Annotated in this window: 25 protein-coding genes and 1 pseudogene; 17 read left to right on the top strand and 9 right to left on the bottom strand. The window is 72.8% G+C overall.

Features of this window, described 5'->3' with window-relative positions:
- Positions 1-18: 18 nt before the first annotated feature.
- The gene (locus HUT12_RS30220) at positions 19-762 is read right to left on the bottom strand and encodes a hypothetical protein (RefSeq protein WP_176095408.1); all 744 of its coding nucleotides are present in this window, start codon (positions 760-762) and stop codon (positions 19-21) included.
- Positions 763-904: 142 nt separating this feature from the next.
- Positions 905-1,744 (bottom strand): UbiA family prenyltransferase, encoded by an 840-nt coding sequence (locus tag HUT12_RS30215; protein WP_176095407.1) that lies wholly within the window; start codon positions 1,742-1,744, stop codon positions 905-907.
- 45 nt (positions 1,745-1,789) lie between these two features.
- Between HUT12_RS30215 and HUT12_RS30210 the strand changes: the two genes are divergently transcribed.
- From HUT12_RS30210 to HUT12_RS30190, 5 genes are all read left to right on the top strand, one after another.
- Positions 1,790-2,527, top strand: coding sequence for a bifunctional 2-polyprenyl-6-hydroxyphenol methylase/3-demethylubiquinol 3-O-methyltransferase UbiG (locus tag HUT12_RS30210; RefSeq protein WP_176095406.1), 738 nt, complete (start codon positions 1,790-1,792; stop codon positions 2,525-2,527).
- 201 nt (positions 2,528-2,728) lie between these two features.
- A complete protein-coding gene (locus tag HUT12_RS30205; RefSeq protein ID WP_176095405.1) occupies positions 2,729-3,892 on the top strand; it encodes an acyl-CoA dehydrogenase family protein in 1,164 nt (387 codons plus the stop codon).
- A 34-nt stretch (positions 3,893-3,926) separates the two neighbouring features.
- Positions 3,927-4,976: a type III polyketide synthase gene (locus HUT12_RS30200; protein WP_176095404.1), complete on the top strand. Its 1,050-nt coding sequence runs from the start codon at positions 3,927-3,929 to the stop codon at positions 4,974-4,976.
- A gap of 26 nt (positions 4,977-5,002) precedes the next feature.
- On the top strand, positions 5,003-5,605 hold the full coding sequence (locus HUT12_RS30195) for a hypothetical protein (protein WP_176095403.1): 603 nt from the start codon (positions 5,003-5,005) through the stop codon (positions 5,603-5,605).
- A 27-nt stretch (positions 5,606-5,632) separates the two neighbouring features.
- Positions 5,633-6,322, top strand: coding sequence for a hypothetical protein (locus tag HUT12_RS30190; protein ID WP_176095402.1), 690 nt, complete (start codon positions 5,633-5,635; stop codon positions 6,320-6,322).
- Between the two features lie 92 nt (positions 6,323-6,414).
- Here the strand turns inward: HUT12_RS30190 and HUT12_RS30185 are convergent, their stop codons facing one another.
- The gene (locus HUT12_RS30185) at positions 6,415-7,095 is read right to left on the bottom strand and encodes a hypothetical protein (protein ID WP_176096040.1); all 681 of its coding nucleotides are present in this window, start codon (positions 7,093-7,095) and stop codon (positions 6,415-6,417) included.
- Between the two features lie 397 nt (positions 7,096-7,492).
- Here HUT12_RS30185 and HUT12_RS30180 point away from each other — a divergent pair, with 397 nt between their 5' ends.
- The 4 genes and pseudogenes from HUT12_RS30180 to HUT12_RS33045 form a co-directional block, all read left to right on the top strand.
- Entirely contained in the window at positions 7,493-7,978 is a 486-nt protein-coding gene (locus HUT12_RS30180) for a CarD family transcriptional regulator (RefSeq protein ID WP_007073334.1), read from the top strand.
- A gap of 56 nt (positions 7,979-8,034) precedes the next feature.
- A complete protein-coding gene (ispD, locus tag HUT12_RS30175) occupies positions 8,035-8,730 on the top strand; it encodes a 2-C-methyl-D-erythritol 4-phosphate cytidylyltransferase (protein WP_131057667.1) in 696 nt (231 codons plus the stop codon).
- 16 nt (positions 8,731-8,746) lie between these two features.
- Entirely contained in the window at positions 8,747-9,226 is a 480-nt protein-coding gene (gene ispF, locus HUT12_RS30170; RefSeq protein ID WP_131057666.1) for a 2-C-methyl-D-erythritol 2,4-cyclodiphosphate synthase, read from the top strand.
- Positions 9,227-9,235: 9 nt separating this feature from the next.
- Positions 9,236-9,862: pseudogene (locus HUT12_RS33045) on the top strand (tetratricopeptide repeat protein); the annotation flags it as partial.
- 861 nt (positions 9,863-10,723) lie between these two features.
- Here HUT12_RS33045 and HUT12_RS30160 read toward each other — a convergent pair.
- On the bottom strand, positions 10,724-11,890 hold the full coding sequence (locus tag HUT12_RS30160; protein WP_131054733.1) for a homogentisate 1,2-dioxygenase: 1,167 nt from the start codon (positions 11,888-11,890) through the stop codon (positions 10,724-10,726).
- 78 nt (positions 11,891-11,968) lie between these two features.
- Here HUT12_RS30160 and HUT12_RS30155 point away from each other — a divergent pair, with 78 nt between their 5' ends.
- The 4 genes from HUT12_RS30155 to HUT12_RS30140 all read left to right on the top strand — a co-directional run bounded on the left by HUT12_RS30155 (position 11,969) and on the right by HUT12_RS30140 (position 15,840).
- Positions 11,969-12,829, top strand: a complete 861-nt coding sequence (locus HUT12_RS30155) for a hypothetical protein (RefSeq protein WP_176095400.1) — start codon at positions 11,969-11,971, stop codon at positions 12,827-12,829.
- A gap of 31 nt (positions 12,830-12,860) precedes the next feature.
- Positions 12,861-14,057: a fumarylacetoacetase gene (fahA, locus tag HUT12_RS30150; protein WP_176095399.1), complete on the top strand. Its 1,197-nt coding sequence runs from the start codon at positions 12,861-12,863 to the stop codon at positions 14,055-14,057.
- A 169-nt stretch (positions 14,058-14,226) separates the two neighbouring features.
- On the top strand, positions 14,227-14,436 hold the full coding sequence (locus tag HUT12_RS30145; RefSeq protein ID WP_131054730.1) for a DUF397 domain-containing protein: 210 nt from the start codon (positions 14,227-14,229) through the stop codon (positions 14,434-14,436).
- Positions 14,437-14,589: 153 nt separating this feature from the next.
- The gene (locus tag HUT12_RS30140) at positions 14,590-15,840 is read left to right on the top strand and encodes a PQQ-binding-like beta-propeller repeat protein (RefSeq protein WP_176095398.1); all 1,251 of its coding nucleotides are present in this window, start codon (positions 14,590-14,592) and stop codon (positions 15,838-15,840) included.
- Between the two features lie 114 nt (positions 15,841-15,954).
- Here the strand turns inward: HUT12_RS30140 and hisC are convergent, their stop codons facing one another.
- The 4 genes from hisC to hppD are packed head-to-tail and all read right to left on the bottom strand — an operon-like array spanning position 15,955 to position 20,117.
- Positions 15,955-17,055 carry a histidinol-phosphate transaminase gene (gene hisC, locus HUT12_RS30135; protein ID WP_176095397.1) on the bottom strand — a complete coding sequence of 367 codons (1,101 nt, stop codon included), beginning with the start codon at positions 17,053-17,055 and terminating at the stop codon, positions 15,955-15,957.
- The gene (locus HUT12_RS30130; protein WP_176095396.1) at positions 17,052-18,095 is read right to left on the bottom strand and encodes an RDD family protein; all 1,044 of its coding nucleotides are present in this window, start codon (positions 18,093-18,095) and stop codon (positions 17,052-17,054) included. The genes hisC and HUT12_RS30130 overlap by 4 nt, the downstream gene beginning before the upstream one ends.
- 22 nt (positions 18,096-18,117) lie before the next feature.
- Positions 18,118-18,900, bottom strand: a complete 783-nt coding sequence (locus HUT12_RS30125) for an RDD family protein (protein ID WP_176095395.1) — start codon at positions 18,898-18,900, stop codon at positions 18,118-18,120.
- An 11-nt stretch (positions 18,901-18,911) separates the two neighbouring features.
- Positions 18,912-20,117 (bottom strand): 4-hydroxyphenylpyruvate dioxygenase, encoded by a 1,206-nt coding sequence (hppD, locus tag HUT12_RS30120; protein WP_131051643.1) that lies wholly within the window; start codon positions 20,115-20,117, stop codon positions 18,912-18,914.
- 139 nt (positions 20,118-20,256) lie between these two features.
- On the opposite strand from hppD, the gene HUT12_RS30115 reads away from it, so the two are divergent.
- Positions 20,257-20,742 (top strand): Lrp/AsnC family transcriptional regulator, encoded by a 486-nt coding sequence (locus HUT12_RS30115; protein WP_131051642.1) that lies wholly within the window; start codon positions 20,257-20,259, stop codon positions 20,740-20,742.
- Between the two features lie 131 nt (positions 20,743-20,873).
- Here HUT12_RS30115 and HUT12_RS30110 read toward each other — a convergent pair whose 3' ends face one another.
- On the bottom strand, positions 20,874-21,866 hold the full coding sequence (locus tag HUT12_RS30110) for a helix-turn-helix domain-containing protein (RefSeq protein WP_176095394.1): 993 nt from the start codon (positions 21,864-21,866) through the stop codon (positions 20,874-20,876).
- A 67-nt stretch (positions 21,867-21,933) separates the two neighbouring features.
- Between HUT12_RS30110 and HUT12_RS30105 the strand changes: the two genes are divergently transcribed.
- From HUT12_RS30105 to HUT12_RS30095, 3 genes are all read left to right on the top strand, one after another.
- On the top strand, positions 21,934-23,217 hold the full coding sequence (locus HUT12_RS30105) for an MFS transporter (RefSeq protein WP_176095393.1): 1,284 nt from the start codon (positions 21,934-21,936) through the stop codon (positions 23,215-23,217).
- A 213-nt stretch (positions 23,218-23,430) separates the two neighbouring features.
- The gene (locus HUT12_RS30100) at positions 23,431-24,864 is read left to right on the top strand and encodes a PQQ-binding-like beta-propeller repeat protein (RefSeq protein ID WP_131051639.1); all 1,434 of its coding nucleotides are present in this window, start codon (positions 23,431-23,433) and stop codon (positions 24,862-24,864) included.
- A 250-nt stretch (positions 24,865-25,114) separates the two neighbouring features.
- The gene (locus HUT12_RS30095; RefSeq protein ID WP_176095392.1) at positions 25,115-26,782 is read left to right on the top strand and encodes a fumarate hydratase; all 1,668 of its coding nucleotides are present in this window, start codon (positions 25,115-25,117) and stop codon (positions 26,780-26,782) included.
- Positions 26,783-26,830: the final 48 nt, after the last annotated feature.

Here is a 26,830-nt window from a genome sequence, read left to right as displayed (position 1 = left end):
ACATTCCGGCAGGACGGGTCAGTGCCCGCCTTCGCCCTCGAACTCGGTGTGCCGCTCGATGATCGGCGACGGCGGCGGAGCCGGGCTGAGCGGCACGGCCACCGGGGCCGGGCTGGTGATCGTGTTGCCGTCGCCGAAGTCGAAGCTGATCGTGACGTTCTGACCGGCGAGCAGTGCCGAGTTGAGCCCGAGGAGCTGGAGCACCTGCTCGCCCTCGGTGTTGAGCTGCACGTAGCTCAGCGGCGGGATCTCGATCCGGGCCGGGCCGCCGGCCGACGACTCGGTCTCGTCCGGGGAGGGCGTCTCGTCGGGGGAGGGCGTCTCGTCCGGCGACGGGGAACTGCCCGGGGAGGGGGTGCCCTCCGGGGACGGGTCCGGCGACGGGGAGCCGGTCGGCGAGGGCGAGGCGCTGGGCGAGGGGCTGGTCGCGGCCTGGACCGTGGTGAGCACGACCTCGCGGGCGTCCGACGAGGTGACGGTCACGGTGACCGGGTCGGGCGAGTCGTTGTAGAAGAGCGCGTTCAGGATCGCGTCGTCGCCGGCCTGGTAGCCCTCGACACCGGGGTACGAGATCAGCACGCTGCGGACGCCGTACCGGCCGTCCTCGGCCTGGAGGTCGACGCCCTGGATCGACGGGACCTTGTTCGCCGTCTCGGAGATCTGACCGGTGCCGCATCCCGACAGCAGCAGCATCCCGGCTGCCGCCGCGATCCCGGGCAGCAGTACGGCAGCCCGCCGGGAACCCCTGATCGAGCGCGTCACGTCGGTCCTCCTCGTCACGATCACACCCGGCGCCGTCGCCGGAACCGCTGGCCATGCCCCCGCACAGACCGCTTCCCAGCGTAGTTGGAGCTGATCGTGGCCCGCACGGCGACCCGGTGCTGCCACCTGCCGGGGGACGTGGTCAGACCAGTCGACCGCTCGTGACCAGCAGGACGACATCGATCAGGGCGACCAGCATGACCGCCCGGAAGGCCGCCGCCGAGCGGGCGCCGGGTCGGTCGGCGGTGCGTCCGGCGTACCAGGCGAGAACCAGGATGACCACGGCGGCGACGACCGCCGCGAGGCCCAGGCCGGACGGCGGACCGGGCGGACCCAGCACCAGCGTGACGGTCGCCGCGACGAGCAGCCCGACGGCGGCCGCCCGGCTGCCCGCCGGACCCACCCGGTGCGGCAGACCGCGCACCCCGGTCCGGGCATCGTCGGCGAAATCGGGCAGCACGTTGGCGAAGTGCGCACCGGCGCCGAGCAGGGCCGCTGCGGTGACCAGCCACCCCGGCGGCGTCGGCGCGCCGGGCAGCGCCAGCACCACGAAGGCGGGCAGCGCGCCGAAGGAGATCGCGTACGGCAGCACCGAGACCGGGGTCCACTTGAGCGGCCAGTCGTACAGCAGGGCCGAGACCAGCGCGACGACGGCGCAGAGGGCTGCGGCCGGGTTCGTGGTCAGGGCCAGCGCCACGGTGGTGGCGGCGGCCAGCACGGCGGCCACCGCGACGACCCGCCGGCTGACCGCACCGGCGGCCACCGGCTTGTCGGTACGCCCCACCGCGGCGTCCCGGTCGGCGTCGAGCGCGTCGTTCGTCCACCCCACCGCGAACTGGCTCGCCGCCACGGTCAGCGCCACCACGGCGATCCCGCCGGGCGGATGCCCGACGCCGGCCGCGAGCAGACCGGCCACTGTGGTGACGGCCGCCGTCGGTTCCGGATGGCTCGCTCTGACCAGCCCTAACACCGTGGACGACATAACGGAAGTCTGGTCGTTACCGGCTAGTCGTGCCACGCTCGGTGAATGCGTGACGCCGGCCTGAGCCTGCCCCGCAACGACCCGCGTCAGTACGACGACCTGGCCGGCGAATGGTGGCGACCGGACGGCGCGTTCGCCATGCTGCACTGGCTGGCCGAGGCGCGGGCGGCGATGGTCCCACCGGCGACGCGGCCCGACGCGCTCCTGGTCGACCTCGGGTGCGGCGCCGGTCTGCTCGCCCCGCACCTGGTCGGCAAGGGCTACCGGCACGTGGGGGTGGACCTGACCCGCTCCGCGCTGAACCAGGCCGCCGCGCACGGCGTGACGGTGGTCAACGGCGACGCCACCCGGGTGCCCCTCGTCGACGGCTGCGCCGACGTGGTGGCCGCCGGTGAGCTGCTGGAACACGTACCCGACTGGCGGGCCGTGGTGGCGCAGGCGTGTCGCCTGCTGCGTCCCGGCGGGCTGCTGGTGCTGGACACGCTCAACGACACCGCGCTGTGTCGGCTGGTCGCGGTCCGCATCGCCGAACGGCTGCCGACCGTGCCGCGCGGCATCCACGACCCACGGTTGTTCGTGGACCATCGTGAGCTGGTGGCCGAGTGCGCCCTGCACGGTGTGGACCTGCGGGTCCGGGGTGTCCGTCCGGCGGTGCCGGGCCTGCTGCGCTGGCTGCTCCGGCAGGTACGCGGCGCGGCGACCCCACCCGGCCAGACGCCGCGGATCGTGCCGACCGGTTCGCCGGCCGTGCTCTACCAGGGACGCGGGGTGTACGGCGGGTAGCCGGTCCGGGCGGGGGTAAGGGAAGCCGAGAAGGGGGTTCCATGAGCGAGCGTCAGCGAGCGAGTCGTCGGCTCGGTGCGTGGGTGTCTCATGGCGGCGCGGAGCGTAGCGGAGTGCCGGCATGAGCGAGCGTCAGCGAGCGAGTCGTCGGCTCGGTGCGTGGGTGTCTCATGGCGGCACGCAGCGCAGCGGAGTGCCGGCATGAGTGAAGCGTGGGACGCCGCGCGGAGGCTGTCGCCCCGGCTGGCCGCCCGGGCGGCGGAGCACGACCGGGACGGTTCGTTCCCGGTCGACGACTTCGCCGATCTCGGTGCGGCCGGGCTGTTCGGGCTGATGGTCCCCGCCGAGCTGGGCGGCATCGGGGCGACGTTCGCCGGGTACGCGGCCGTCGCCACCGAACTGGCGCGGGGCAACGGCGCCACGGCGCTGGTGTTCAACATGCACGCCTCGGTCACCGGCGCCCTGGGCGCGGTCACCGAGGAACTGGCCGAGGCGTTGGGCGTACCGGAGGAGGCGCTCGCCGCCCGCGACCGGTTGCTGCGGGCGGCGGCCGAGGGCGCGTGGTACGCGGTCGCGATGAGCGAGCGCGGCGCCGGTGCCCGGTTGTCCCAGCTCACCACGGTCTACGAGCCGGTCGACGGCGGCTGGCGGATCAAGGGCAGCAAGACCTTCTGCTCGGGTGCCGGTCACGCCGACGGTTACCTGGTGGCGGCCCGGAGCGCGGCCGACCCGTCGGTGGTCTCGCAGTTCCTGGTCCCGGCCGGTGACGGTCTGACCGTCGAGCCGACCTGGGACGCGCTCGGCATGCGCGCGACCGCCTCGCACGACCTGCACCTGGACGTCACCGTGCCCGCCGACCGGCTGCTCGGCGGGGTGGAGGGCCTGGCCCTGGTGGTCGCCCAGCTGATGCCGCACTGGCTGGTGGCCAGCTACGCCGCCGTCTACGTCGGGGTGGCGCAGGCGTCGATCGACGCGGCGGCGGAACACCTGCACGCCCGGGGTCTGACGCATCTGCCGGCGGTCCGTGCCCGGTTGGGGCGGGCCGACGCGGCGGTGGCGGCGGCGCAGCTCGCGGTCACCGAGGCGGCCCGTCGGGTGGACGAGGCGCCGGGTGACGCCGAGACGAACCGCTGGGTGTGGCGGGCCAAGCTGCTGGCCGGTACGACTGCGGCGGAGGTTGCCGCGTCCATGCTGGAGGCGGCCGGCACCTCCGCCACCCGGCGTGGTCACCCGTTGGAGCGCCTCTACCGGGACGCCCGTTGCGGATCACTGCACCCGGCCACCTCCGATGTCTGCGCCGACTGGTTGGGGATCGCCGCGCTCGGCGGTGACCCGGACCGTGACGGGTCGGCTCCTCGTTGGTGAGCGTGAGGAGCCCGAGCGAGCGGAAGGTGGGACGGTGACCGTACCGGTGATCGCGGGTGTGGGTACGGCTCATCCGCCCTCGGCCGACCAGCAGGAACTATGGGACAAGTTCTTCTCCCGGCACTACTCCGGCACCACCCGGGCGCTCGCCGAGCGGATCTTCGCGAACTCGGGGGTGACCTGCCGGCAGGCGGCGGTGAGTCCGCTGATCGAGGACGTCTCGGACTGGCCGACCGAGCGGCGGATGCGCCGCTACCAGGTGGAGGCGCTGCCGCTGGGCAAGGAGGCGGTCGGCCGTGCGCTGACCTCGGCCGGCCTGGACGCCGGGGACGTCGGTCTTTTCGTGGTCTGCTCCTGCACCGGGTACGCCACCCCGGGGCTGGACATCCTGCTCGCCCGTGACCTGGGTATGTCCCCGACGACGCAGCGGATGTTCGTCGGTCACATGGGGTGCTACGCGGCCCTGCCCGGGTTGGGTGCGGCGAGTGACTTCGTGGTCTCCCGGGGCCGCCCGGCGCTGCTGCTCTGCGCCGAGTTGACCAGCCTGCACCTGCAACCCTCGTCGGCCCGGGTGGACACCCAGCAGATCGTCTCCCACGCGCTCTTCTCGGACGCCGCCGTCGCCGCCGTGCTCCTGCCCGGTGGCCGGGGGTACGCGGTACGCGAGGTCACCTCGGTCACCGACACCTCCACCGCCGACCACATGACGTGGGACGTGACCGACACCGGCTTCCGGATGGGGCTCTCGCCGAAGGTGCCGCAGGTGCTGTCGACCCACGTACGCGGGTTGGTGGAGGACCTGCTGGCCCGGCACGGCGCCACGGTGTCCGGGGTGGACGGCTGGGCGGTGCACCCGGGCGGCCCGCGCATCCTCAACGTGGTGGAGCGCGAACTGGAGCTGCCGCCGACCGGGTTGGCGGCGTCCCGGGCGACGCTGGACGAGCACGGCAACTGCTCGTCCCCGACGGTGCTGCTGATCCTCGACCGTCTGATGCGGGCCGCGCCCTCGCCCCGCCGGGTGGTGATGCTCGCCTTCGGACCCGGTCTGACTCTCTACGCGGTGCTGCTGGAACGGCACATCTGACCGGGCGGGCGGCTACCCTGGAACTCATGCACGTCGATCCGGTTCATCGGCTGCGCGGCGCTCTGCTCGCCGGGATCGGTGCGGTCGCGCTGGTGCTCGGGGGCTGGTGGTGGCAGACGCAGGCACCGACCCCGAGCACCACGGTGTCGATCGGTTCCGGTGCCGCGGTCAGGCACGCGACGACGTGGCGGACGGCGCCCGGAGCGAGGATGAGCGTACTCGACTCGCGCACCGGCTCCGTCGTCTCGGTCTCTCCCGACCGGGCGTACGCGCCGCCCGACGGCCCGGCGGACGCCTCGTCCGACGCCGGCCATCGGAGCGTACGACGGGCGGAGGTCCAGAACGTGGTGTGGACCGAGTCGACGAAGCTCAGCGAGGGTGCGTCGGTGGTCCGACAGGCCCCGATCGGGTACGGCGAGTCGTTCCGGCTCCGCTTCCGGTGCGTCGGGCCGGGAGACCTGTTGGTGACGGTCGACGGAGCACGGGCGGCGGACCCGATCACGATCGGCTGCGACAGTGCGGTGGCCACGACGGAGGTGACCGGCACCGGCGGCCCGGTACGCATCTCGTTCTCCACCGCCGGTGCGGAGCCGTTGCACCTGGAGGCCCGCCTGATCGCGCCGTCCTGAGCCGTTCGGGCCTCTACTCTTCTCGGCATGCATGACGATCCCCGCCATCGGCTCCGAGGTGTCCTGCTGGCCGGTGTGGGGGTGGTGGCGCTGGCTGCCGGTGGCGTGTGGTGGCAGGCGACCGCACCGACCGGGTCGGGTGTCGGGGCCGGGCCCAGCAGCGTTTCCCAGGCGACCGGCTGGCGGGTGGATCCGCTCACCGGGGCCCGGCAGTATCGCGGTACCGACTCGCCCCAACCAGAGGTGACGGCGACGTTCCGGGTGGATCCAGCTACCGGGGCGTCGTTCTGGGTGGATCCGGCCACCGGTTCCTCGCTCGTGCTCGAAATGGATGGCGACAAGGTGCGCGTGCTGGCCGGGGCGGGTTCGGGTGACGTCAGCGCTCCCGAGACCGGAGAGTCGGGCCGGCGCCGGGGAGGCGGCGGCAACGTGGTGTGGTTCGACCGATCGGTGTTGCGCCCGGAGGAGCCCGTGGTCCGTACGGCTCGGGCCGCCGACGGTGACCAGTTGGTGTTGCGCGTCAGTTGCACCGGCTCGGGCGACGTCAACGTCGCCGTCGACGGTGCCCGGGGTGCGTTCTACCCACACCGGGTCGAGTGCACGGGGGCGGTGTCGACGATCGGGATCACCGCTGCCGGTGGCCCGCTGCGGGTCACGTTCCATCCCGGCGAGGCGGCGCAGGCCCAACTGGTGGCCCGCCTGGTCTCCCGGTCCTGACATCGGTCGTGCAGGCCAGGCTGGGTATCGCGGCGGTGGCCGGGTCGGGTCCGGCCACCGACTCACCGGTCGGCTCTGCGAGGCGCGGTCGGTCAGCCCGCCAGGCGGGCCAGTTCGGCCTGGTAGTCGGTGAGGGAGCCGAGCTCGGGCACGACCAGGACGACCCGGCCGGTGCGGTCGGCGAGCAGGGCGGTCACGGTGTCCGACCGGGCCGGCAGGTGCAGGAAGTCGCGGAGGCCGCCGGCCGGGTCGGCCAGCGCGCGGACGGCGGTGCCGGGCGGCGCGGCCCGGGGGCGGGTGGTGGCGACGGTGACCACGCTCACTCCGGGCGGTGCCGCCGCCGCTGCCTCGGCGACCCGCTCCGGGCAGGCGCAGCCGTCGACCAGCAGCACCACGGTCGGCACCAGGCCGCGTAGCGGCACCGGGGCCTGCCCGCCGTCGACCAGGTCCAGTGCGGGCAGTGACCGGCCGGTGAGCCGGACCGGTGCCGGGTCGGGGGTGCTGCTGGTGGTCGGTCCGGGCGAGCGGCCGGTGCGGGGCCAGGTGGCGGCGGCCAGACCGGCGACGGTCGCCACGACGGCGAGCAGCAGCGCGAGCACGGGCAACGCGGACGGACGCCACCGGCGGGCGTACCCGGCGGCTCGGCCGCGCAGCTCCCGGCGTAGCTCTTCGGCCTCGTCCGCGAGCGCGGCGGCATCGTCGGGTACGACCACCCGGCCCCACTCGGGCGGCAGGTCGGGCAACCCGGGACCGTCGGCGTCGGCCTTGTCCATCACCACCCCCTCGGACGGTTCCCGCGCTGCCTTCACCACCCTCTCGCCGGTCGCTCTCGACCGTCGCGGGTGCGCGTGCGCGGGCACCCTCCAGCGTCCCGTACCAGGCCCGGGTCCCGCTACCGCTGCCCACACTCCGCAACGGCGGGATATCATAGGGCGGGTGGCGTAGGCCCTGATGTGCGATGCCAGTCGTGATCTTCGATGTTCCTCACCGGACGACGTCCGGGGGTCATCTTCTGATTACGCAGAGTGGTCAAATCATTGTTTGGGCGGTCTGTCAAGCCGAAGAAATACCTCTCACAGGGCCCCTGAGCTGCGCCAACGGTCAGGACAGCGGTGAGACATCGGTGCCTGAGCGTGTTACCCTAGACACAGCGAAAGGGGTTTCGAACCTATGGTTTTCAGTGTCGGCGAGACCGTTGTTTACCCCCACCACGGGGCCGCACTCATCGAGGCAATCGAGACTCGGGTCATCAAGGGCGAGCCGAAGCAGTACCTCGTCCTGAGGGTCGCGCAGGGTGACCTGACGGTCCGGGTGCCCGCCGAGAACGCCGAGATCGTGGGTGTGCGCGAGGTGGTCGGCGAAGAGGGTCTCGGCAAGGTCTTCGACGTTCTCCGGGCTCCGCACACCGAGGAGCCGACCAACTGGTCGCGACGTTACAAGGCAAATCTGGAGAAGCTGGCCTCCGGTAACCCGCTGAAGGTGGCCGAGGTCGTGCGTGACCTGTGGCGCCGGGAGCGGGAGCGCGGGTTGTCCGCAGGTGAGAAGCGGATGCTCGCCAAGGCCCGCGACATTCTCGTCGGCGAGGTCGCGCTGGCCGAGAAGAGCACCAAGGACGAGGCGGAGACGCTGCTCGACAAGGTGCTGACCGAGGCCTAGTCCGCACAGCATCGTCGTACCCACTTCGTAGCGAAGAAACCATCGAGGACCGCGACGTGACCGCGCAGCTGAATCCGCGCGGTGACGTCGCGGTCCTCGTGCCTGCGGCCGGTGCCGGCGTACGCCTGGGGCCCGGCCGTCCGAAGGCACTCCGGCTGTTGGCCGGCGAGCCGCTGCTGGTGCACGCGGTCCGCCGGCTCGCCGCCGCCCCGTCGGTCCACACGATCGTGGTGGCCGCCCCGGTCGCCGACGTCGCGGCGGTACGCGAACTGCTCGCCCCGGTCGCGCCGGTGACGGTGGTGCCGGGCGGGGCGGAACGGCAGGCGTCGGTGGCCGCCGCCCTGGCCGCCGTGCCGGACGGCCCCGAGATCGTCCTGGTGCACGACGCGGCCCGTGCGTTGACCCCACCGGCACTCGTGGAGTCGGTGGCCGCCGCGGTCCGGACCGGTCACGACGCGGTGATCCCCGTGCTGCCGGTGGTCGACACGATCAAGGAGGTCGACGCGGGCGAGGTGGTGCTCGGCACCGTCGACCGGGCCGCGTTGCGGGCCGTGCAGACCCCGCAGGGCTTCCGCCGGGCGGTGCTGACCGACGCGCACGCCGCCGCCGGTGACCCGCTCACCGACGATGCCGGGCTGGTCGAGAAGCGCGGGACACCGGTGTACTGCGTACCCGGGTCGGATCACGCCCTGAAGATCACCCGGCCCTTCGACCTGGCGCTGGCCGAGCACCTGCTCTCCGTCGGCGCCTAGCGCGTACCCTCGTTTCATGATCGTTCCTCGGGTGGCCATCGGCACCGACGTGCACGCCTTCGAGGCTGGTCGGCCGTGTTGGGTGGCCGGTCTGCACTGGCCCGACCAGGATGGCCTGGCGGGGCACTCGGACGCGGACGTCGCCGCCCACGCCGCCTGCAACGCGTTGCTCTCCGCCGCCGGTCTCGGTGATCTGGGCGCCAACTTCGGAGTGGACCAGCCCGAGTGGGCGGGTGCCAGCGGGGTGGCGCTGCTGACCGAGTCGGCCCGTCGGGTCCGGGCCGCCGGTTTCGCCATCGGCAACGTGTCGGTGCAGGTGGTGGGCGTACGCCCGAAGATCGGCCCGCGTCGCGCGGAGGCCGAGCGGGTGCTCTCCGAGGCGGTCGGCGCACCGGTCACCGTCTCCGCCGCCACCACCGACGGCCTGGGCTTCACCGGGCGCGGTGAGGGGCTCGCCGGCATCGCGGTGGCCCTGGTCCACGAGCAGGCGAGCTAGGCTCGCGCGATGTCCGCCGACGTCCCCACCGATCCGCCCGCCGCCGACGGCTACCTGGAGCGCGCCACCCTCCTCGGCGAATTGGGCCGTTACGACGAGGCCGCCGCCGAGCTGGGTTTCGCCCTCGCCCTCGACCCGGCCGCCGTCGAGGTGTCGACGATGCTGGCCCGGGTGCACCTGGCCGCAGGCCGCCCGGCCGAGGCGCTGACCGCCGCCGAGACCGCCGTGGCAGCCGCGCCGGGACAGCTCGCCCCACTCGTCGTGCGGGGCCTGGCCCTGGGCGACCTGGAACGGTACGCAGACGCCGCGCGTACCGCCGACGAGATCCTGGCGTTGGGGCCGGAGGACGCGTACGCGCAGCGCAGCGCGGCGGCGATCCTGGCCGGCTCCCGCAACGGACAGCCGGCGCTGAACGCGGCCTGGCACGGGGTGGAGCTGGCGCCCGAGGAGCCGCAGGCACATCTGGTGCTCGGCCTGGTGGCGGCCAACATGCAGATGTACGACCTGGCCGAGCGCGCCTACCGGGAGGCGCTGCGGCTGGACCCCCGGCTGGCCGAGGTGGGCGACGACGTCGGTGTGCTGCGGTTGGAGCAGCGCCGGTGGAGCGCGACGCTGGAACAGCTCGCGGAGGCGGCGGTGGCCAGCCTGCCGTCGAACGACCCGAACCGCCGCGACGGTACGCGAACCAACCCGAACCGGACCGACACTGTCCCGGACGACCTGAGCGGTCTCGACCAGTCCCGGAACGACCCGGAGACCCCGGACGGGCGGAAACCGGGCCAGAGTGGGCCTGGCGGGCCGACGGCGGGTCAGACCGGCCTGAGTTGGCCCACCGGCGGGCTGAGCTGGCCCACGGCGGGTCAGGGCGGGACAGGTCGGCCGGACCCCGTCACCGGCCAGCCGGACGGCCTGAGCGGGCCTGGCGGGGCCCAGGGCGGACCGGGTCAGGGTGGCGCGAATCAGGCCGGGGAGGGCGTCGGTCGGTCCGCCGACGGGCGGGACGAGCCGCCGACGTGGCCGTCCGAGAGCGGGTCGGCCGGCGGGTACCAGGGTGATCCCTTCGCCGCGCCGGGCGGCGCGGGTCCGGTGGGTCCGATCGCCGACCGCACCGTGCCGGCGGCGCTGCGGCAGCTCGTCGTCTGGGGCGCCGGATGGTCGGTGATCGCCGCCGTGCTGGTCGCCTGCTCGGCCGCCACCGGGTCCGGCTTCTCCCGCATGATGGCGGTGCTGGCCGCAGCCGGCGGCGGCTTCGTGGTGTGGCGGCAGGCGTCGCGGTTGCCCGGGCTGACCCGGACGGTCCTGCCGGTGCTGCGGCGCACCGACCGGACGCTCGCGTTCGCCGTCTACGGGGCCTGCGTGGCACCGGTGCTGATCCTGCTCTACGCCCTGCTGGGCACCCCGTGGCCGCTGGTGCTGGCGATCGGGGTGGCGATGGCCGCGCAACTCGCGATCATCACCCGACCGGTCGCCTGACCGGCCGGGTGGGTCGGGGCCGGGTCAGGGGCGGCGGGCCCAGGTCCAGGCGTACGCGTCGTCCTCGCACTCGCTCGCCGCGTCGCACAGGTCGAGTGGCCGGAACGTGTCGACCATGACCGCCAGCTCGTCGAAGAAGTCCACGCCGATCGAGCGCTCCGCGGCGCCGGGCTGCGGGCCGTGCGTGAAGCCGGACGGGTGCAGCGAGATGGACCCCTGCTCGATGCCGGAGCCGCGCCGGGCCTCGTAGTTGCCGCCGGTGTAGAAGAGCATCTCGTCGGAGTCGACGTTGTGGTGGTGGTACGGCACCGGGATGGCGCCCGGGTGGTAGTCGACCTTGCGCGGGACGAACGAGCAGATCACGAAGTTCGGCCCCTGGAACGTCTGGTGCACCGGTGGCGGCTGGTGGACCCGGCCGGTGATCGGCTCGAAGTCGTGGATGGAGAACGCCCACGGATACATGTGCCCGTCCCAGCCGACCACGTCGAACGGGTGGTTCGCGAAGACGTGTCGGGTCCACCCGCGACGGTGACGGACCAGCACGTCCACGTCGGTGCCGTCGACCAGCAGCGGCGTGTCCGGTCCCCGGACGTCGCGCTCGCAGTACGGCGAGTGCTCCAGGAACTGGCCGCGTACGGAGAGGTAGCGCTTGGGCGGGCCGATGTGGCCGGACGCCTCGACGGCGAGCAGCCGGGTCGGCGTGTCACCGGTCGGTACCAGCCGGTGCACCGTCGAGGTCGGGATGATCACGTAGTCGCCGGCGGTCACGTCCAGCACCCCGAAGGTCGACTCGACCCGTAGTGCCCCGGACTCGACGTAGAGGCAGTGGTCGCCGGTGGCGTCGCGGAACAGCGGGGAGGGCCGGTCGGCCAGCACGTACGCGATCCGGACGTCGTCGTTGGCGAGCAGGTAGCGCCGGCCGAGGACCGGGTCGGCGCCGGTGCCGTCGAGCTTGTGGGTCCGCAGGTGCCGGGGCTTGAGCGGCAGGTTGGGCGTACGGGTCACCGCCGGTGGGGTGAACTCCTCGGCGGCGACGATCGCGGTCGGCGCGTACCGGTGGTAGAGCAGGGACGAGTCGGAGGAGAAGCCCTCCTGGCCCATCAGCTCCTCGGTGTAGAGGCTGCCGTCGGGTTGCCGGAACTGGGTGTGACGTTTCCGTGGCACCTCACCGACGCTGCGGTAGTACGGCATCTCGCCTCCCGTCACCAGCGCGTCCGATAATCGGACGCTGTTGTCCGCTTCTTAGAGCGTCCCGTACATTCTTGTCTCGTGTCAACGCAGCTGCCCGCGCTCGTCACCGGACTGGTCGACGACGCCGCCGTCTTCCCGCCGGGCAGCGCGTCGCTGCCCGACGCCCTCGCCGCCCACCGGCAGCACCGCGCCGCCTGGTACGCCGACCTCGTCGGCCCGCTGCTGCTGCCGGCCTCGACCGTGGCCGCAGGTGAACTGGACGGACTCGTCGATCCCGGGCTCGCCATCGGGCTGATCGGCGACACCGGTCTCGACCGCCTGCCCCTCGCGCTCTCCTGCCTGCCTCCGCTCGGCGTGACCGCCCGGCAGATCGAGGCGCCCGTCGCGCGGCGTGGCGAGGACCCGCAGCCCGGCCTGGCCGAGCTGGTGACGCTGACCGAACGGCTGGACGGCGTACCCGTCTATGCGGAGATCCCGCTGACCTTCGGGCTGATGGGGGCGCTGGACGCGCTGGCCGAGGCGCGGGCCGGTGGGCTGCCGGTCGCCGCGAAGTTCCGCACCGGCGGGCTCGCCGCCGAGCTGTTCCCCACCCCCGCCGAACTGGCCGCGGTGATCTGCGCCTGCCGGGACCGGCGGCTGCCGTTCAAGCTGACCGCCGGTCTGCACCACGCCGTGCGGCAGGTGGATCCGGAGACCGGTTTCACCCACCACGGCTTCGGCAACGTGCTGGCCGCCACGCTGGCCGCCGCCGACGGGGCCACGGTGGAGACCGTCGCCGATCTGCTCACCGTGCGCGACGAGCGACCGCTGGTCCAGGGCACCGAGGGACGCCACGACTCGGCGCGTCCGCTCTGGGTGGGCTTCGGCTCGTGCAGCATCAGTGAACCACTGACCGACCTGATCCGGCTCGGGCTGGTGAACGGAGGATTCGAGGCATGAGCGAGTGGGCACGGTGGAACGGAGGGTCGGCGTGAGCTGGGTGACGGGTGCCGAGGGCTCCGGGTACGGGACGCACCACCTGCCGTACGGGGTGTTCCGGGTGGATTCCGGCGAGCCCCGGATCGGCGTACGCGTCGGGGACCTCGTGCTGGACCTGGCGGGCGCGGAGGAGGCCGGCCTGGTGCTGGCCGGTGGCGCGTTGCGGCAGTCCACGCTCAACGCGTTCCTGGCGCTGGGTCGCCCGCAGTGGACCGCCGCCCGGCAGCGGATCACCGAGCTGCTCACCGACGAGGCCCACCGCGCGGCGGTGGAACCGTTGCTGGTGCCGCTGGCCGAGGTGACGATGGAACTGCCCTTCGAGGTGGCCGACTACGTCGACTTCTACTCCTCGGAGCACCACGCCTCGAACGTCGGACTGATCTTCCGGCCGGGCCAGCCGCCGCTGCTGCCGAACTGGAAGCACCTGCCGATCGGCTACCACGGCCGGGCCGGCACGGTGGTGGTCTCCGGCACCCCGGTGATCCGCCCGCACGGCCAGCGGCCCGGTCCGCAGGGGCCGGTCTACGGACCGTCCGCGCGCCTGGACATCGAGGCCGAGGTCGGGTTCGTGGTGGGCGTACCGAGTCCACTCGGCCGGCGGGTGGCCGCCGCCGACTTCGCCGACCACGTCTTCGGGGTGGTGCTGGTCAACGACTGGTCGGCCCGGGACATCCAGGCGTGGGAGTACCAACCGCTCGGGCCCTTCCTCGGCAAGTCGTTCGCCACCTCGGTGGCCGCGTGGATCACTCCGTTGGACGCGCTGCGACACGCCTTCGTGCCCGCCCCGGAGCAGGACCCGCCGGTGGTCGACTACCTGCGTGAGGAGTCCCGCCTGGGGCTGGACCTGCGGCTCACGGTGCGCTGGAACGGCGAGGCGGTCAGCGAGCCGCCGTTCGCCGGCATGTACTGGACGCCGGCCCAGCAGTTGGCGCACCTGACCGTCAACGGCGCCTCGCTGCGCACCGGCGACCTGTACGCCTCCGGCACCGTCTCCGGCCCGCGCCGGGACCAGGTCGGTTCGTTCCTGGAACTCACCTGGGGCGGCACCGAGCCGGTCGTGGTCGACGGGGCGGAGCGCACCTTCCTCGCCGACGGGGACACGGTGACCGTCACCGCGACCGCTCCCGGACCGGACGGCAGCACCGTCGAGCTGGGTGAGGTCACCGGCACGGTCACGCCCGCGAACTGACCCCAACCCGACACAATTCCTTGATCGCACTCGATGTGCGATCAAGGACCGTCACTCTCTTCGTTGATGCCCTCGGAATCGCGTCGCCACGACGCGCCGGGCCGGCCGGTGCCCCCCGTTCCGGTCGGCCCGGCCCGGTGGCGACACGTCACAAACCGAGGAGATGACGATGCACGAACTCGTGGGCGCGGTCTGGCGTACCAGCAGCCGCTCGAACGACCAGGGTCTCTGTGTGGAGGTGGCCGACAACCTGGCCCGTGTCCACGGTGTGGTGGGCATACGCGACTCCAAGGACCAGGCCGGGCCGGTCCTGGTGGTCAGCCCGCCGGACTGGACGTCGTTCGTCGGCGCGATCCGGGCCGGGCACTTCACCCGCTGACGCCGTCGGCCGTGTCCCGCGAGTGCACCGCTCTCGTGGGACACGGCCGCTTCCCGTGCCGCGTCGGCCCCGACCGGAGCGTGACGCCCGCCCTCGGGGCCGTACCCCCGCGCACTCAGCCCGGCTGGATAGGGTGCCGGTCGGAGGTGCGGGATGGGGTTGACGACGGGCCGGCGACGGATCGTGGCGGTGGTGTCCGTGGCTGTCATGGTCGCGGTCACCGCGGTCACCGCGTACCGCGTGCTCGCTCCGGCCGAGGTCAGCACGACCGCGCGGGGCGAGTATCCGGCCGCCGCCGACCGGGAGGCCGGGGTGGTCGGCCGGCTGCCGGTGGCGCCGCTGATCGTCGACGGCCGCCTCCGGGTGTACGCCGCACAGCGCCAGGTGTACTCCGACGGGCCGGTGGACGCCCGCCACCGGGGTACGCCGTACTGGTCGTACCGGCGGTGGCCGGCCGAGGTGAGCGGGGTCGTGGCGGACGGGACCACGGTGGTCAGCCACTGGTCGGACGGGAAGCTGGTGGCGCTGGACGCGCGTACCGGACGGGTGGCCTGGCAGGTCGACGGCCCGGTGCCCGCCGAGGGGTGGACCGCGCGCCGCACCGGTGCCGGGGCGGTCTGGAGCCCGGCCGGTCTCTTCCATACCGGAGCCGGCGGCGCGTCGACGCTCGTGGTCTCCGGGCCGGAGCGCCTCGCCGCCTTCGCGCTCGACGACGGCCGGCTCCTCTGGTCCACGGAGGTGGACGACGACTGCCGCAGCGACGTGGGCACCACCACGACCGGTCGGTTCGCTGTGGTGGACCGGTGCGGGGGGCCGGCGGTGGTCGAGTTCCTCGACGTGCGCACGGGTACGCCGGTGGACCGCTGGGAGCCGCCGGGCGCCGCTGCCGAGTGGAGCGTCACGCCGGTCGGCTGCGTCACCGAGGGCGTGCGCTGTGGTGGCCTGCGCGTCACCGGCCCGGGTGACGACGGGGGGCGAGGTTGGCTGCTGGCCGCCGACGGCCCGGTGGCCGCACCCGCACTCGACCCGACCGACGCCGAACTGCACGGGGAGTGGGTCGTCCGGGCTGCGGACGGCGTGGTCACCGGACGCTCCGCCCGCGACGGCGACGAGGTCTGGCGGCGTGCCGACCTCGGGGCGGTCCGGATCGTGGCCGTCCAGCCCGGCCGCGTGCACCTGCTCACCGAGACGAACGACCTGATCACCGTGGACCCGGCCACCGGGGTCGAGCGGTCCCGCTTCGTGCTGAACGTGGGGGCCGACGGGGTGGGCTGGGCGCCCGGGGCGGCGTACGCGAGCGGCGGCTACCTGGCGCTGGAGCGGCTCCGGCAGCCGCCGGTTCCGGACGCCGACGACCAGCGCTACTTCCTCACCTCGGAGCCGCTGGTGCTGGCGGCTACCTGACCGGCGGGGCGACAGCGAGTCTCGGGCAAATCGGACAAAAGTTACGTATGCTCTCGGTGGGCTTCCGGGCCGGTCCGCTGGGGGATGGCGGATCGGCCCGGCACCGCTCGTGGCTCAGACCAGGGCGGACTCGGCGGCGGCCAGGAACGCGTCGTTCTCCTCCGGCGTACCGACGGTCACCCGCACCCCGTCACCCGCGAACGGCCGGACGATCACGCCCCGCGACTCGCACGCCTTGCCGAACGCCACCGACCGGTCGCCCAACGGCAGCCAGACGAAGTTCGCCTGACTGGTGGGCACGTCCGGGACGAGCTTGCGCAGCGCCTCGGTGACCCGGTCCCGCTCGGCCACCACCAGCGCACACCGTCGCTGCACCTCGTCGGCCTGGGCCAACGCGGCCAGCGCGCCCGCCTGCGCCGCCATGCTGGTGGAGAACGGCGTGACGACCTTGCGGACCGCCGCCGCCACCTGCGGCTGCGCGACGAGGAAACCGATCCGCAGACCCGCCAGGCCCCACGCCTTGGAGAGGGTGCGCAGCACCGCCACGTTCGGCCGGTCGGCGTAGGTCAGCCCGTCCGGCACCTCCGGATCCGTGACGAACTCCCGGTACGCCTCGTCGATGACCACCAGCACGTCGTCCGGGACGGCGTCCAGGAAGCGGTCCAGCTCGGCCCGGCGTACCGCGGTGCCGGTCGGGTTGTTCGGGTTGCAGACCAGGATCATCCGCGTCCGGTCGGTCACCGCCGTGGCCATCGCGGACAGGTCGTGCCCGTGCCCGGCCGCGTTGGGCACCTGCACGCTGGTCGCGCCGCTGGTCGCCGCGATGATCGGGTACGCCTCGAAGGAACGCCACGAGTAGACCAGCTCGTCACCGGGCAGACAGGTGGTCCGGACCAGGTGCTCGGCCAGCGCCACCGAGCCGCAGCCGGTCGCGATCCGGTCCGGGGCCACGTCGTACCGGTCGGCCAACGCCTGACGCAGCGCGACGACGCCCATGTCCGGGTAGCGGTGCACACCGGCGACCGCCTCGGCGACCGCCTCCACGACCCCGGGGAGCGGGCCGTACGGCACCTCGTTGCTGGCCAGCTTGATGGCCTCGGGCAGACCCAGCTCCCGGGCCAGGTCGGCCGGGCTGCGTCCGGGTACGTAGTTGGGCAGTGCGTCCAGGTCGGCGCGGGTCAACCGGGGTGCCGGCTGTCGTCCGGTGTCGGTCATGGGGTGTCTCCCGATGTGTCGGCACGGTCGTCGGGGCTGCGGTGGTCGGGGCTGCGGTGGTCGGGGGTGCGGTCGTCGGGGGTGCGGGAAAGCTGGACCACCACGGTCTGTGCCCGCTTGTCGTGCAGGGCCTGCCGTAGCGGATGGTCGAAGAGCGGCGAGAGCGCGTCGATCAACTGGAGCAACAGGCCGAGGCCGCAGCAGTACCAGAGCAGCGTGGGCAGGCCGAGCGTGTTCCAGCGACGCAGAGCCCGACCGAAGCCCAGCGGTGCGTCCGCCTCCATCGGCACCGCCTTGACCCGGAGCAGCCGCTTGCCGAAGGTCTGCCCGCTGGCCGCCATCGCCGGGACCTCGTACGCCAACCAGAGCGCGGTGGCCAGCAGCAGGATCACCACCACCAGCGAGCCGGCCTGGTCGCCCGCCGGGGGCAGCGGGTCGGTGGTGCGGTCCTGCGCCTCGACCCGCCGCCAGAACTCGTTCAGCGGAGTGGCGTACTCCTGCGCCAGCCGATAGACGAAGAAGCCGTTCACGAACACGTTGAGCAGGAAGACGATGCCGAAGTCGATCAGCCGGGCACCGAACCGGGCACCGAACGAGGCCAGCGGCAACCCGTGCGGCCGGGGCGGTGGTGGTGTGCCCGGCCAGGTCGGGTACGGCCAGCCGGGAGGCGGTCCCGAGCCGGGCGGCCAGCCCGATTGCTGTCCGGGGTGGCCGCCGTGCTGATCGGGTGTGCCGCCAGGTGGGCCCGGCTGTGGTCCGGGCGTGCCGCCGGGCTGGCCGGGCCAGCCGGGTGTGCCGGTGGGCTGGCCGGGCCAGGTGGTGTGCGGGCCCGGCTCGGCGGGTGCGCCGGTCGGCGAGGCGGTCCCGGCGGCCGGGGTCGCCGGCTCGGGTTCGGGCGTGGGCTCGGGTTCCGGCGGGGGTGGGCCTTCGGGTGGGGTGACGTCCACCGGGATGGGCGCGCCGATCCAACCCTCGCCGTCCCAGTACCTGCGGGTCTCGGGATCGGCGGGGTCGACGTACCAACCGGGTGCCACGCTCACGTCGCGGCCTCGCTGCGCTCGTTCACCTCGACACCTTAACGACGACGGTCCCGGCGAACTTGTCGTGGAGGCACTGCTGCCAGGGCTTGTCCCACAACTGCCAGAGCCCGTCGAGGTAACTGCCACCCGGCACCAGGGAACCGCCGACGAACTGCACGAGGTACCGCTTGCCGGCCGCCCGGCGGTCCAGGCCGTGCGTCGGGTCGAGCATCACCACCCGCAGGTTCATCACCCGCTTGCCGACGCTCTGCCCGCCGTTCCGGATCAGGTACTCCACGTGGTAGACCCAGTACAGCGCGAACATCACCACGAAGAGACCGACCTGGAGCAGCAGGAGCGGCAGCAGGAACTCGGTGAAGACCGTTCCCGGGTCCGGTTCGGCCAGGGTGCCGTCCGGGTTCGTCCGGGTCATCGCGCTGAACATCCGGAGCCAGATGAAGACGAAGGCCGGCACGAAGAGCACCATCAGCACCACGCCGGCGACCAACGAGTCGATCATGTACGCGGCCAGCCGCTCGCCGAAGCCGGCCAGCGGCTGCCCGCCCGGCCCGAGGACCGGTGGCGCCACTCCCGGTGCCCAGCCCGGCTGCTGCTGTCCGGGCGGACCCGCCCAGCCCGCGCCCGGCGGCTGCTGCGGTCCAGGTGGACCCGGCCAGCCGGGCGGTGGCGGATGACCGGGTGGCGAGTGGCCCGGTGGTGCGTACTGGGGCGGAATCGGATGCGGCGGGCCGAGGGGCGGCGGTGCGCCGCCGGCAGGGGGCGTAGGCCCGCCGGCCGGCGACGGGTGCACGGGAGGCTGGGTCACGCTGGACAGTGTTACAGGTTGCCGCGCTTCTCCTGCTCCCGCTCGATCGCCTCGAAGAGCGCCTTGAAGTTGCCCTTGCCGAAACCGAGGGAGCCGTGCCGCTCGATCAGCTCGAAGAAGACGGTCGGGCGGTCCTGCACCGGCTTGGTGAAGATCTGGAGCAGGTAGCCGTCCTCGTCCCGGTCGACCAGGATCTTGCGGGACTTCAACTCCTCGATCGGTACCCGGACCTCACCGATCCGGGCCCGCAACTCCGGGTCCTCGTAGTACGAGTCCGGGGTGTCCAGGAAGTCGACCCCGGCGGCGCGCATCGCGTCGACGCTGGCCAGGATGTCGTTGGTGGCGACGGCGATGTGCTGCGCGCCCGGACCCTGGTAGAACTCCAGGTACTCGTCGATCTGCGACTTCTTCCGGGCGACCGCCGGCTCGTTGAGCGGGAACTTCACCTTGCGGGTGCCGTTCGCGACGACCTTGCTCATCAGGGCCGAGTAGTCGGTGGCGATGTCGTCGCCGACGAACTCCGCCATGTTGGTGAAGCCCATCACCCGCCGGTAGAACTCGACCCACTCGTCCATCCGGCCCAGCTCCACGTTGCCGACCACGTGGTCGACCGCCTGGAAGAAGCGCTTGGGCTGCACCCCGGCGTCGATCATCGGCTGCCGGTCCACGATCGGCTTGCGAGCGACGAAACCGGGCAGGAACGGGCCGGTGTACCGGGAACGGTCCACCAGGGTGTGCCGGGTCTCGCCGTAGGTGGCGATGGCGGCCAGCCGTACGGTGCCGTGCTCGTCGGTGACGTCGTGCGGCTCGGCCAGCCCCGTCGCGCCCTGGGCGGTGGCGTGCGCGTACGCGGCGTCCACGTCCGGCACCTCCAGCGCGATGTCCGAGACACCGTCACTGTGCCGGGCCACGTGCGCGGTGCCGGTGGCGTCGGGACGTACCGCCCCGGTGAGCACGAACCGGGCCGAACCGCTGGTCAGCACGTACTCGGCGTGATCGCGATAGCCCTGCTCCGGGCCCCGGTAGGCCACGCAGGTCATGCCGAACGCGGTGGAGTAGTAGTGCGCGGCCTGCTTGGCGTTGCCGACCAGGAAGCGCACGTGGTCCATGCCCTTGACCGGGAACGGGTCCTTGCTGGTGTCGTGGTCGACGGCGCCGACGAGGGCGTCGACGTCGACCTCCTCGGTCGACTGGGGTCGGTCGATCGCCTGGGTCATGGTGGCCTCCCTTGCGTACCGGCCGGCCTCGTGGGCCGACGGGGTCGTCTGCTGCTGCGAGCATCGCGGTGAGCGGGCTCACTGGGCAACACTCTCCGCCTACGCTGGTCAGGTTGCGCAAACGGTATGGTGTTCACGCATGAACCCTGGACAGGTTGTACAGCTCGATGCGCTGGACGCGAGACTGATCGAGTTGCTCGCGGAGGAACCGCGGATCGGTGTGCTGGAGTGCTCCCGCCGACTCCGGGTGGCCCGGGGCACCGTCCAGGCCCGGCTGGACAAGCTGGTCGGCCGGGGCGTGATCGCCGGCTTCGGACCGGACCTCGGACCCGCCGCCCTCGGCTTCACGGTGACCAGCTTCGTCACGCTGGAGATCAGCCAGCGGCTCGGGCACGACCCGGTGACCCGCCACCTCGCGGCGATCCCCGAGGTGCTGGAGGCGCACACCATCACCGGCTCGGGCGACGTGCTCTGCCGGATCGTGGCCCGGTCGAACACCGACCTCCAGCGGGTGATCGACCAGATCGTGGCGTACGAGGGGATCACCCGCGCCTCGACGATCATCGCGCTCGCCGAGCAGATCCCCTACCGCGTCCTCCCCCTGGTCCGCTCCGCCGTCGCATGAGCCCCCCGCCCAGCGGGTGCTGATGTAAGGAGGGGTGCTGATGTAAGGAGGGGTCCCCTGCTAACGCCTGGTGTATAGGAAGGGACCCCTGCTTACATCCGGGCGCGCTGCACGCGACGGTGCGGGAGTGGTCAGCGCTCGGCGAGGGCGTCGCCGAGCGGGGTGCGTCGGTAGCGGACGGCCCGGCCGGAACGTACCCGGCTGACCAGGCCCGCCCCGCGCAGCACGGTCAGGTGGTCACCGACCCCGCCCAGACTCAGCCCGAGTTGGGCGACGAGCTGACTGGTGGTGGCGGGCAGCGCGAGCGCCCGCAGCACCGCCGCACGGGACCGCCCGAGCAGGCGGTCCAGGTGGTCGTCCGGACGGCTCGGATCGGGTGGCCCGAGCAGTTCCGCCGCACCGTAGGCCGGGTAGACGATCGCGAACGGCCACGGCGGTTCGAGGTACTTGATCAGGATGCCGAATACGGTGGGGACGAAGAGAAGTCCCCGCCCGGCCAGCGAGTGCGTCTCCTCCTGGAGCGGGTCGTCGACCTCGATGGTGCCCACGTCGCCACCGGGCACCCAGCGCATCCGGGGATCCAGGCCCGCGATGGCCGCACCCCAGCCGTACGCGAGCAGCCGACCGGCCCGGTGCAGCAGGTCGCGTTCGAGAACCGCGCGCAGGCGGGGCCAGTCCGGCTGTACGAGTGTCGTCCAGGCCGCCTCGATCGCGTCCGCGAGCAGGTCCACCACGTGCGGCGACCGGTAGATCCGGAGGGCGTACCCGGGGGGTGTGGTGTGCGGGGCGACGAGGTTGCGGGCCAGCTCGTCCCGGGCCTGGGCGAGCGGGGTGGCCCGGACCACCGCCAGTTCGTCGGCGAAGTCCTGGGCGGTGTCGGCTGGTGGCGGATGGATGAAGTCGGCGTTGTAGCCGCCCCGGCGCATCAGCGCCAGCAGCGCGCCCACCTCCGGCAGCTCGCGCCGCAGCCGCTCGTATACCGGCCGTTGCCGGGCCACCCAGGGGGCGAGCCCGGGGGCGCTGTTCAGCCCGGCCAGCAGCCGCAGCGCGGAGACCGTCTCACCCAGCGGTGAGACGGCGAACCGGCTCGCCGCCAGGTCGGCCGGGGTCACCTCGATCCGCACACCACGACCTTTCGTTCCCTGGCGAAAGGATAGAGCCGGACCGGGTACGCGCACGAAGCTTGCCGGCGTGAACAGCACCAGCACCACCGCAGCTCAGAGGGCTGCCGAACGTCCGGCGACGTTCCGGGACGTCTTCGCCGTCAGCGAGTTCCGGGTGATCTTCGCCAGCTTCAGCGTCTTCATGATCGGCGAGACGGTGAAGATGCTCGCCCTGTCCGTGCTCGTCTACGAGCGCACCGGGTCCGGCCTGCTGGCCGCCCTGGCGTACGTGACCGGGTTCCTGCCGCACGCCCTGGGCGGGGTGTTCCTGCTGGCGCTGGCCGACCGGTGGCCGGCCCGAGCCATGATGGTCGGCTACGACCTGCTGCGGATGGTCATGGTGGCGGTACTCGCCGTCGGGGCGCTCTCCCCGTCGGCCATGCTCGGGCTGGTCGCGGTGGTGGCCCTCTTCGGCCCGGTCAGCAACGCCGCCCGCACCGCGCTGTTGCCCGAGGTGCTGCACGGCGACGCGTACGTGCTCGGACGCTCGCTGCTCTCGGTCGCCTCCGGCGGGACCCAGGTCGCCGGGTTCGCGGTCGGCGGGCTGCTACTCGGGCTCGTCGGCCCGTACGGTGCGCTCTGGCTGACTGCGGTGACCTGCGGGCTCTCGGCGCTGCTGGTGCGGATCGGTCTCACCCGACGCCCGGCCCGCATCCACTACGCCCCGATGGCGACCGACAAGCCGGCGCGCGGGGCGGTACGCGAGACCCTGCGGGTCAACCGGAGCCTGCTCGCCGACCGGCGGATCCGGGGACTGCTGCTCGCCCAGTGGCTGCCCGGCTCGCTGCTGGTGGGCGCGGAGGGGGTGGCCGTGCCGTACGCGGCCGACCTCGGGCCGGGCGCCAGCGCGGGCGTACTGCTGATGGCCGGGGCGGGCGGCATGCTCGTCGGTGACCTGCTGGTGGGGCGGTTCGTCGCGCCGGCCCGGCGGGAACGGTGGACGCCCTGGCTCGCGCTGCTGCTCGGCGTACCGATGCTCGCGTTCGTGGCCCGGCCGTCGCTGGTGCCGGCGGCAGCCCTGTTCGCGGTGGCGACCGCAGGCTTCGCCTACCAGCTCGGGTTGGCCCGACGGTTCCTCGCCGCGGTGCCCGAAGGCCGGCGTGGGCAGGCGTTCGGGCTGGTGAGCACCGGCATGATGGCGATGCAGGGGCTGGCTGCGGCGGGTGCGGGCGCGCTCAGCGAGGTGCTCGCGCCGGGCCTCGTGATGGCGTTGGCCGGCGCGGCGTCGGCCACGGCGACGCTGATCCTGTGGCCGGTGCTCGCCCCGACCGGCCGCCCGCGTTCGGTCGGCGCGGGAGGTGCCGCCGCATGAGGTCGCGGCGTTCGGTCGCCGTGTGCTGCCGCCGTGCGCCGTCGCGGTGTGCGGTTGCGGTGTGCGGTTGCGGTGTGCGGTTGCGGTGTGCGGTTGCGGTGTGCGGTTAGGAAGGGACCCTTTTACCACCGGAGGCGTTAGCAAGGGTCCCTTCCTTTCACGACACGCGGGGTGGTGCGGGCGGTTGGGGGCGCGGGTGGCTACCGTGATCCGGTGGCGAAGGGCAGCGGGCTCGGCGTACGTGGCTGGCTGCTGCTCGGCCTCGCCACGGTGGTGGCGCTCGCCGCGACCGGCGTCTGGAACCCCTTCCCGACCATGTGGGACTGGGTGAACCGGCGACAGCCCATCTCCTCCCCTGATGTGCAGTGGCAGCAGCGCATCGGCGGCACCCCGCGCAGCGTCACGATCGCCGGTGAGGCGGTGATCGTCGAGCAGCGCACCCGCGTCGAGGCCCGCAGCCTGGCCACCGGCTCCCAGCTCTGGGAACGCAAGGCCGACTGGAGCGCGGTGGCCGGCGTCGGCCCGGAGTCCGTCGTCGCCGTGGGCAAGTTGCTGGTCAAGGGGTACGAGGTCCTCGACCCGAGCACCGGCGTGACGCGACGACGCGACGACGACGCGGTGGCCGTCTGGACGTACCGGAACCTGCTGCTCGACGCGCGCTGCGTGGAGGCCACCGACTGCACGCTGAGCGCCTGGGACCCGCGCGGCACCGCCCCGATCTGGACCGCGTTCCTGCCCGGGGTCAGCAGCGGCCTGCTCGCCGACAACCCGAACCTGCTGGACACCCGCCGCCTCGGCACGAACCGCATCCACGAGGAGGTGGCCGGCCCGGAGTCGGTGCCGCCGCTGCTCGGGTTCCCGGTCGACGGCCGGGTGCACGTGGTCGACACCGCCACCGGCCGGGTACTCCAGAACGTCGAGCCCGGCCGGGACGAGCGGCTGGCCGTGATCGGCGGGCGCCTGCTGCACATCGCCGCCCGCTCGCAGGACGGCAACTGCTACTTCGCCATCACCGGCCGCGACCCGGCCACCGGCCAGGAGGCGTGGCGGCGGTCCGGGATCAACCTGCGGACCGCCGACAGCGCGGGCTGCGTGCAGCGGGAGGACCCGTACGGTGCCCGCAACGTGCTGATCGGAGTAGCGCCCGACGGCCGGGAGACGGTCCTCGACGGCTACGACGGGCGGCTGCTGCTGGTGGCCGCCGAGGGGGAGCGGGTACTGGCAGTCGACGACCGGTACGCCGTGGTGCGGACCGCCGACGGGGACACCGTCTCCGGCCGGGAACTCGGCACCGACCGGACCAGGTGGAACCGGCCCACCGGGGAGAAGACGGGCGCCGCGCTGACCCCGTACGCGACCGTGCTCACCGACGAGAAACCGAACCGGCTGGTGGCGCTCGATCCGCGTACCGGCCGGGAACTGGTCGTGCTGCGGACCTCCGCCAACGCCCTCGCGGTCGGCCCCGCCGGCATGGTGATCGGCGAGGGCCGCGAGATCGGGTACGTCCGCTTCGGCGCCACGGGCGACCCGGCACGCGACGGTAACGGGGGAGTACCGGGTCCCGCCGGTACCGGGCAGGTGCCGCAGCCCCAGGAAAGCTGCGGCCCCAAGAACGAACTCTGCACGGCTCCCGATTCCGGCAAGTGAGCCGGTCGGCGGGGCGGCCGAGTGCAACGCCCCACCACCTCACCCGGCGGGTGGGACCGACCGACCTGTCTGCCCTAGGCTTTGCGGTCATGAGCGAGCGCCAGCGAGCGAATCATCAATTCGGTGCGGTGATGGCCTCATGGCGGCACGCAGCGGAGCGGAGTGTCGTCATGAGCGAGCGCCAGCGAGCGAATAATCAGCGCAGTGCGGCGGTGCCTCATGGCGGCGCGGAGCGAAGCGGAGTGCGGTCATGAGCAGTGCCGTGGACTTCTCGTACGCCCCCCTGCTGCCGACCGGTCCCGACCAGACGGAGTACCGCCTGATCACCGACGAGGGCGTCGATGTCGTCAACGGGCCCGGTGGTCGGCGTTTCCTCACCGTGGACCCGGCGGCGCTGACCGCGTTGACCGCCGAGGCGATGCACGACATCGCGCACTTCCTGCGTCCGGCGCACCTGGCCCAGCTGCGGTCGATCGTCGACGACCCACAGGCCTCGCCGAACGATCGGTTCGTGGCGCTCGACCTGCTGCGCAACGCCAACATCGCGGCCGGCGGGGTGCTGCCGATGTGCCAGGACACCGGCACCGCGATCGTGATGGGCAAGCGTGGTCGGCACGTACTCACCGACGGCAGCGACGCCGAGGCGATCTCGCGGGGTGTGTGGCAGGCGTACACGAGGTTGAACCTGCGCTACTCCCAGCTCGCCCCGCTCACCATGTGGGAGGAGCGCAACACCGGCAGCAACCTCCCGGCCCAGGTGGATCTGTACGCGGAGGACCCGGATGGGCACCCGGACGCGTACAAGTTCCTGTTCATGGCCAAGGGGGGCGGTTCGGCCAACAAGTCGTATCTCTACCAGGAGACCAAGGCGCTGCTGAACCCCACGCGGATGATGCAGTTCCTGGACGAGAAGCTGCGGCTGATCGGCACCTCGGCCTGTCCGCCGTACCACCTGGCCGTGGTGATCGGCGGCACCAGCGCCGAGTACGCCCTGAAGACCGCCAAGTACGCCAGCGCCAAGTACCTCGACGCGTTGCCCACCTCCGGTTCGATGTCCGCGCACGGCTTCCGGGACCTGGAGCTGGAGGCCGAGGTGCTGGAGCTGACCCGCAACTTCGGCATCGGCGCGCAGTTCGGTGGGCGGTACTTCTGCCACGACGTGCGGGTGGTGCGGCTGCCCCGGCACGGGGCGTCCTGCCCGGTGGCGATCGCGGTGTCCTGCTCGGCCGACCGTCAGGCGGTTGCGAAGATCACCCCGTCGGGTGTCTGGCTGGAGCGACTCGAAACCGACCCGGCCCGCTACCTGCCCGATGTCACCGAGGGGCAGTTGGACGCCACCGAGGTGGTCCGAGTCGACCTGAACCGCCCGATGGACGAGATCCGCGCCGAGCTGTCGAAGTACCCGGTGAAGACGCGTCTGTCGTTGACCGGCCCGCTGGTGGTGGCCCGTGACATCGCGCACTCGAAGATCGCCGAGCGGCTGGACGCGGGCGAGTCGATGCCGCAGTACCTCCGCGACCACGCCGTCTACTACGCCGGTCCGGCGAAGACCCCGGAGGGGTACGCCTCCGGTTCGTTCGGCCCGACCACGGCCGGGCGGATGGACGCGTACGTGGAGAAGTTCCAGGCTGCCGGCGGCTCGATGGTGATGCTCGCGAAGGGCAACCGGTCGAACCAGGTGACCCGCTCCTGCGAGCAGCACGGCGGCTTCTACCTCGGCTCGATCGGCGGGCCGGCGGCCCGGCTCGCGCAGGACTGCATCAAGCACGTCGAGGTTCTGGAGTACGCGGAACTCGGCATGGAGGCGGTCTGGAAGATCGAGGTGGAGGACTTCCCGGCCTTCATCGTGGTCGACGACAAGGGCAACGACTTCTTCGCCGAGGTGACCAAGCCGGTCCTCAGCATCGGTCGCCGCTGAGTACACCCGACATGACGAGGGGCGCCGGGCGGAAGCCCGGCGCCCCTG

Source organism: Verrucosispora sp. NA02020 (assembly GCF_013364215.1).
GTDB lineage: Bacteria > Actinomycetota > Actinomycetes > Mycobacteriales > Micromonosporaceae > Micromonospora.
The sequence above is the reverse complement of the archived record's forward strand: the minus strand, read 5'-3'. Positions and strand labels throughout refer to the sequence as shown.

Bases quoted from the DNA above. Each gene is read 5' to 3' on its own strand.
- HUT12_RS30215 (WP_176095407.1), bottom strand. From the start codon at position 1,744: ATGTCGTCCACGGTGTTAGGGCTGGTCAGAGCGAGCCATCCGGAACCG.
- HUT12_RS30210 (WP_176095406.1), top strand. From the start codon at position 1,790: ATGCGTGACGCCGGCCTGAGCCTGCCCCGCAACGACCCGCGTCAGTAC.
- HUT12_RS30205 (WP_176095405.1), top strand. From the start codon at position 2,729: ATGAGTGAAGCGTGGGACGCCGCGCGGAGGCTGTCGCCCCGGCTGGCC.
- HUT12_RS30195 (WP_176095403.1), top strand. From the start codon at position 5,003: ATGCACGTCGATCCGGTTCATCGGCTGCGCGGCGCTCTGCTCGCCGGG.
- HUT12_RS30190 (WP_176095402.1), top strand. From the start codon at position 5,633: ATGCATGACGATCCCCGCCATCGGCTCCGAGGTGTCCTGCTGGCCGGT.
- HUT12_RS30185 (WP_176096040.1), bottom strand. From the start codon at position 7,095: ATGGACAAGGCCGACGCCGACGGTCCCGGGTTGCCCGACCTGCCGCCC.
- HUT12_RS30180 (WP_007073334.1), top strand. From the start codon at position 7,493: ATGGTTTTCAGTGTCGGCGAGACCGTTGTTTACCCCCACCACGGGGCC.
- ispF (WP_131057666.1), top strand. From the start codon at position 8,747: ATGATCGTTCCTCGGGTGGCCATCGGCACCGACGTGCACGCCTTCGAG.
- HUT12_RS30160 (WP_131054733.1), bottom strand. From the start codon at position 11,890: ATGCCGTACTACCGCAGCGTCGGTGAGGTGCCACGGAAACGTCACACC.
- HUT12_RS30145 (WP_131054730.1), top strand. From the start codon at position 14,227: ATGCACGAACTCGTGGGCGCGGTCTGGCGTACCAGCAGCCGCTCGAAC.
- HUT12_RS30140 (WP_176095398.1), top strand. From the start codon at position 14,590: ATGGGGTTGACGACGGGCCGGCGACGGATCGTGGCGGTGGTGTCCGTG.
- hisC (WP_176095397.1), bottom strand. From the start codon at position 17,055: ATGACCGACACCGGACGACAGCCGGCACCCCGGTTGACCCGCGCCGAC.
- hppD (WP_131051643.1), bottom strand. From the start codon at position 20,117: ATGACCCAGGCGATCGACCGACCCCAGTCGACCGAGGAGGTCGACGTC.
- HUT12_RS30115 (WP_131051642.1), top strand. From the start codon at position 20,257: ATGAACCCTGGACAGGTTGTACAGCTCGATGCGCTGGACGCGAGACTG.
- HUT12_RS30095 (WP_176095392.1), top strand. From the start codon at position 25,115: ATGAGCAGTGCCGTGGACTTCTCGTACGCCCCCCTGCTGCCGACCGGT.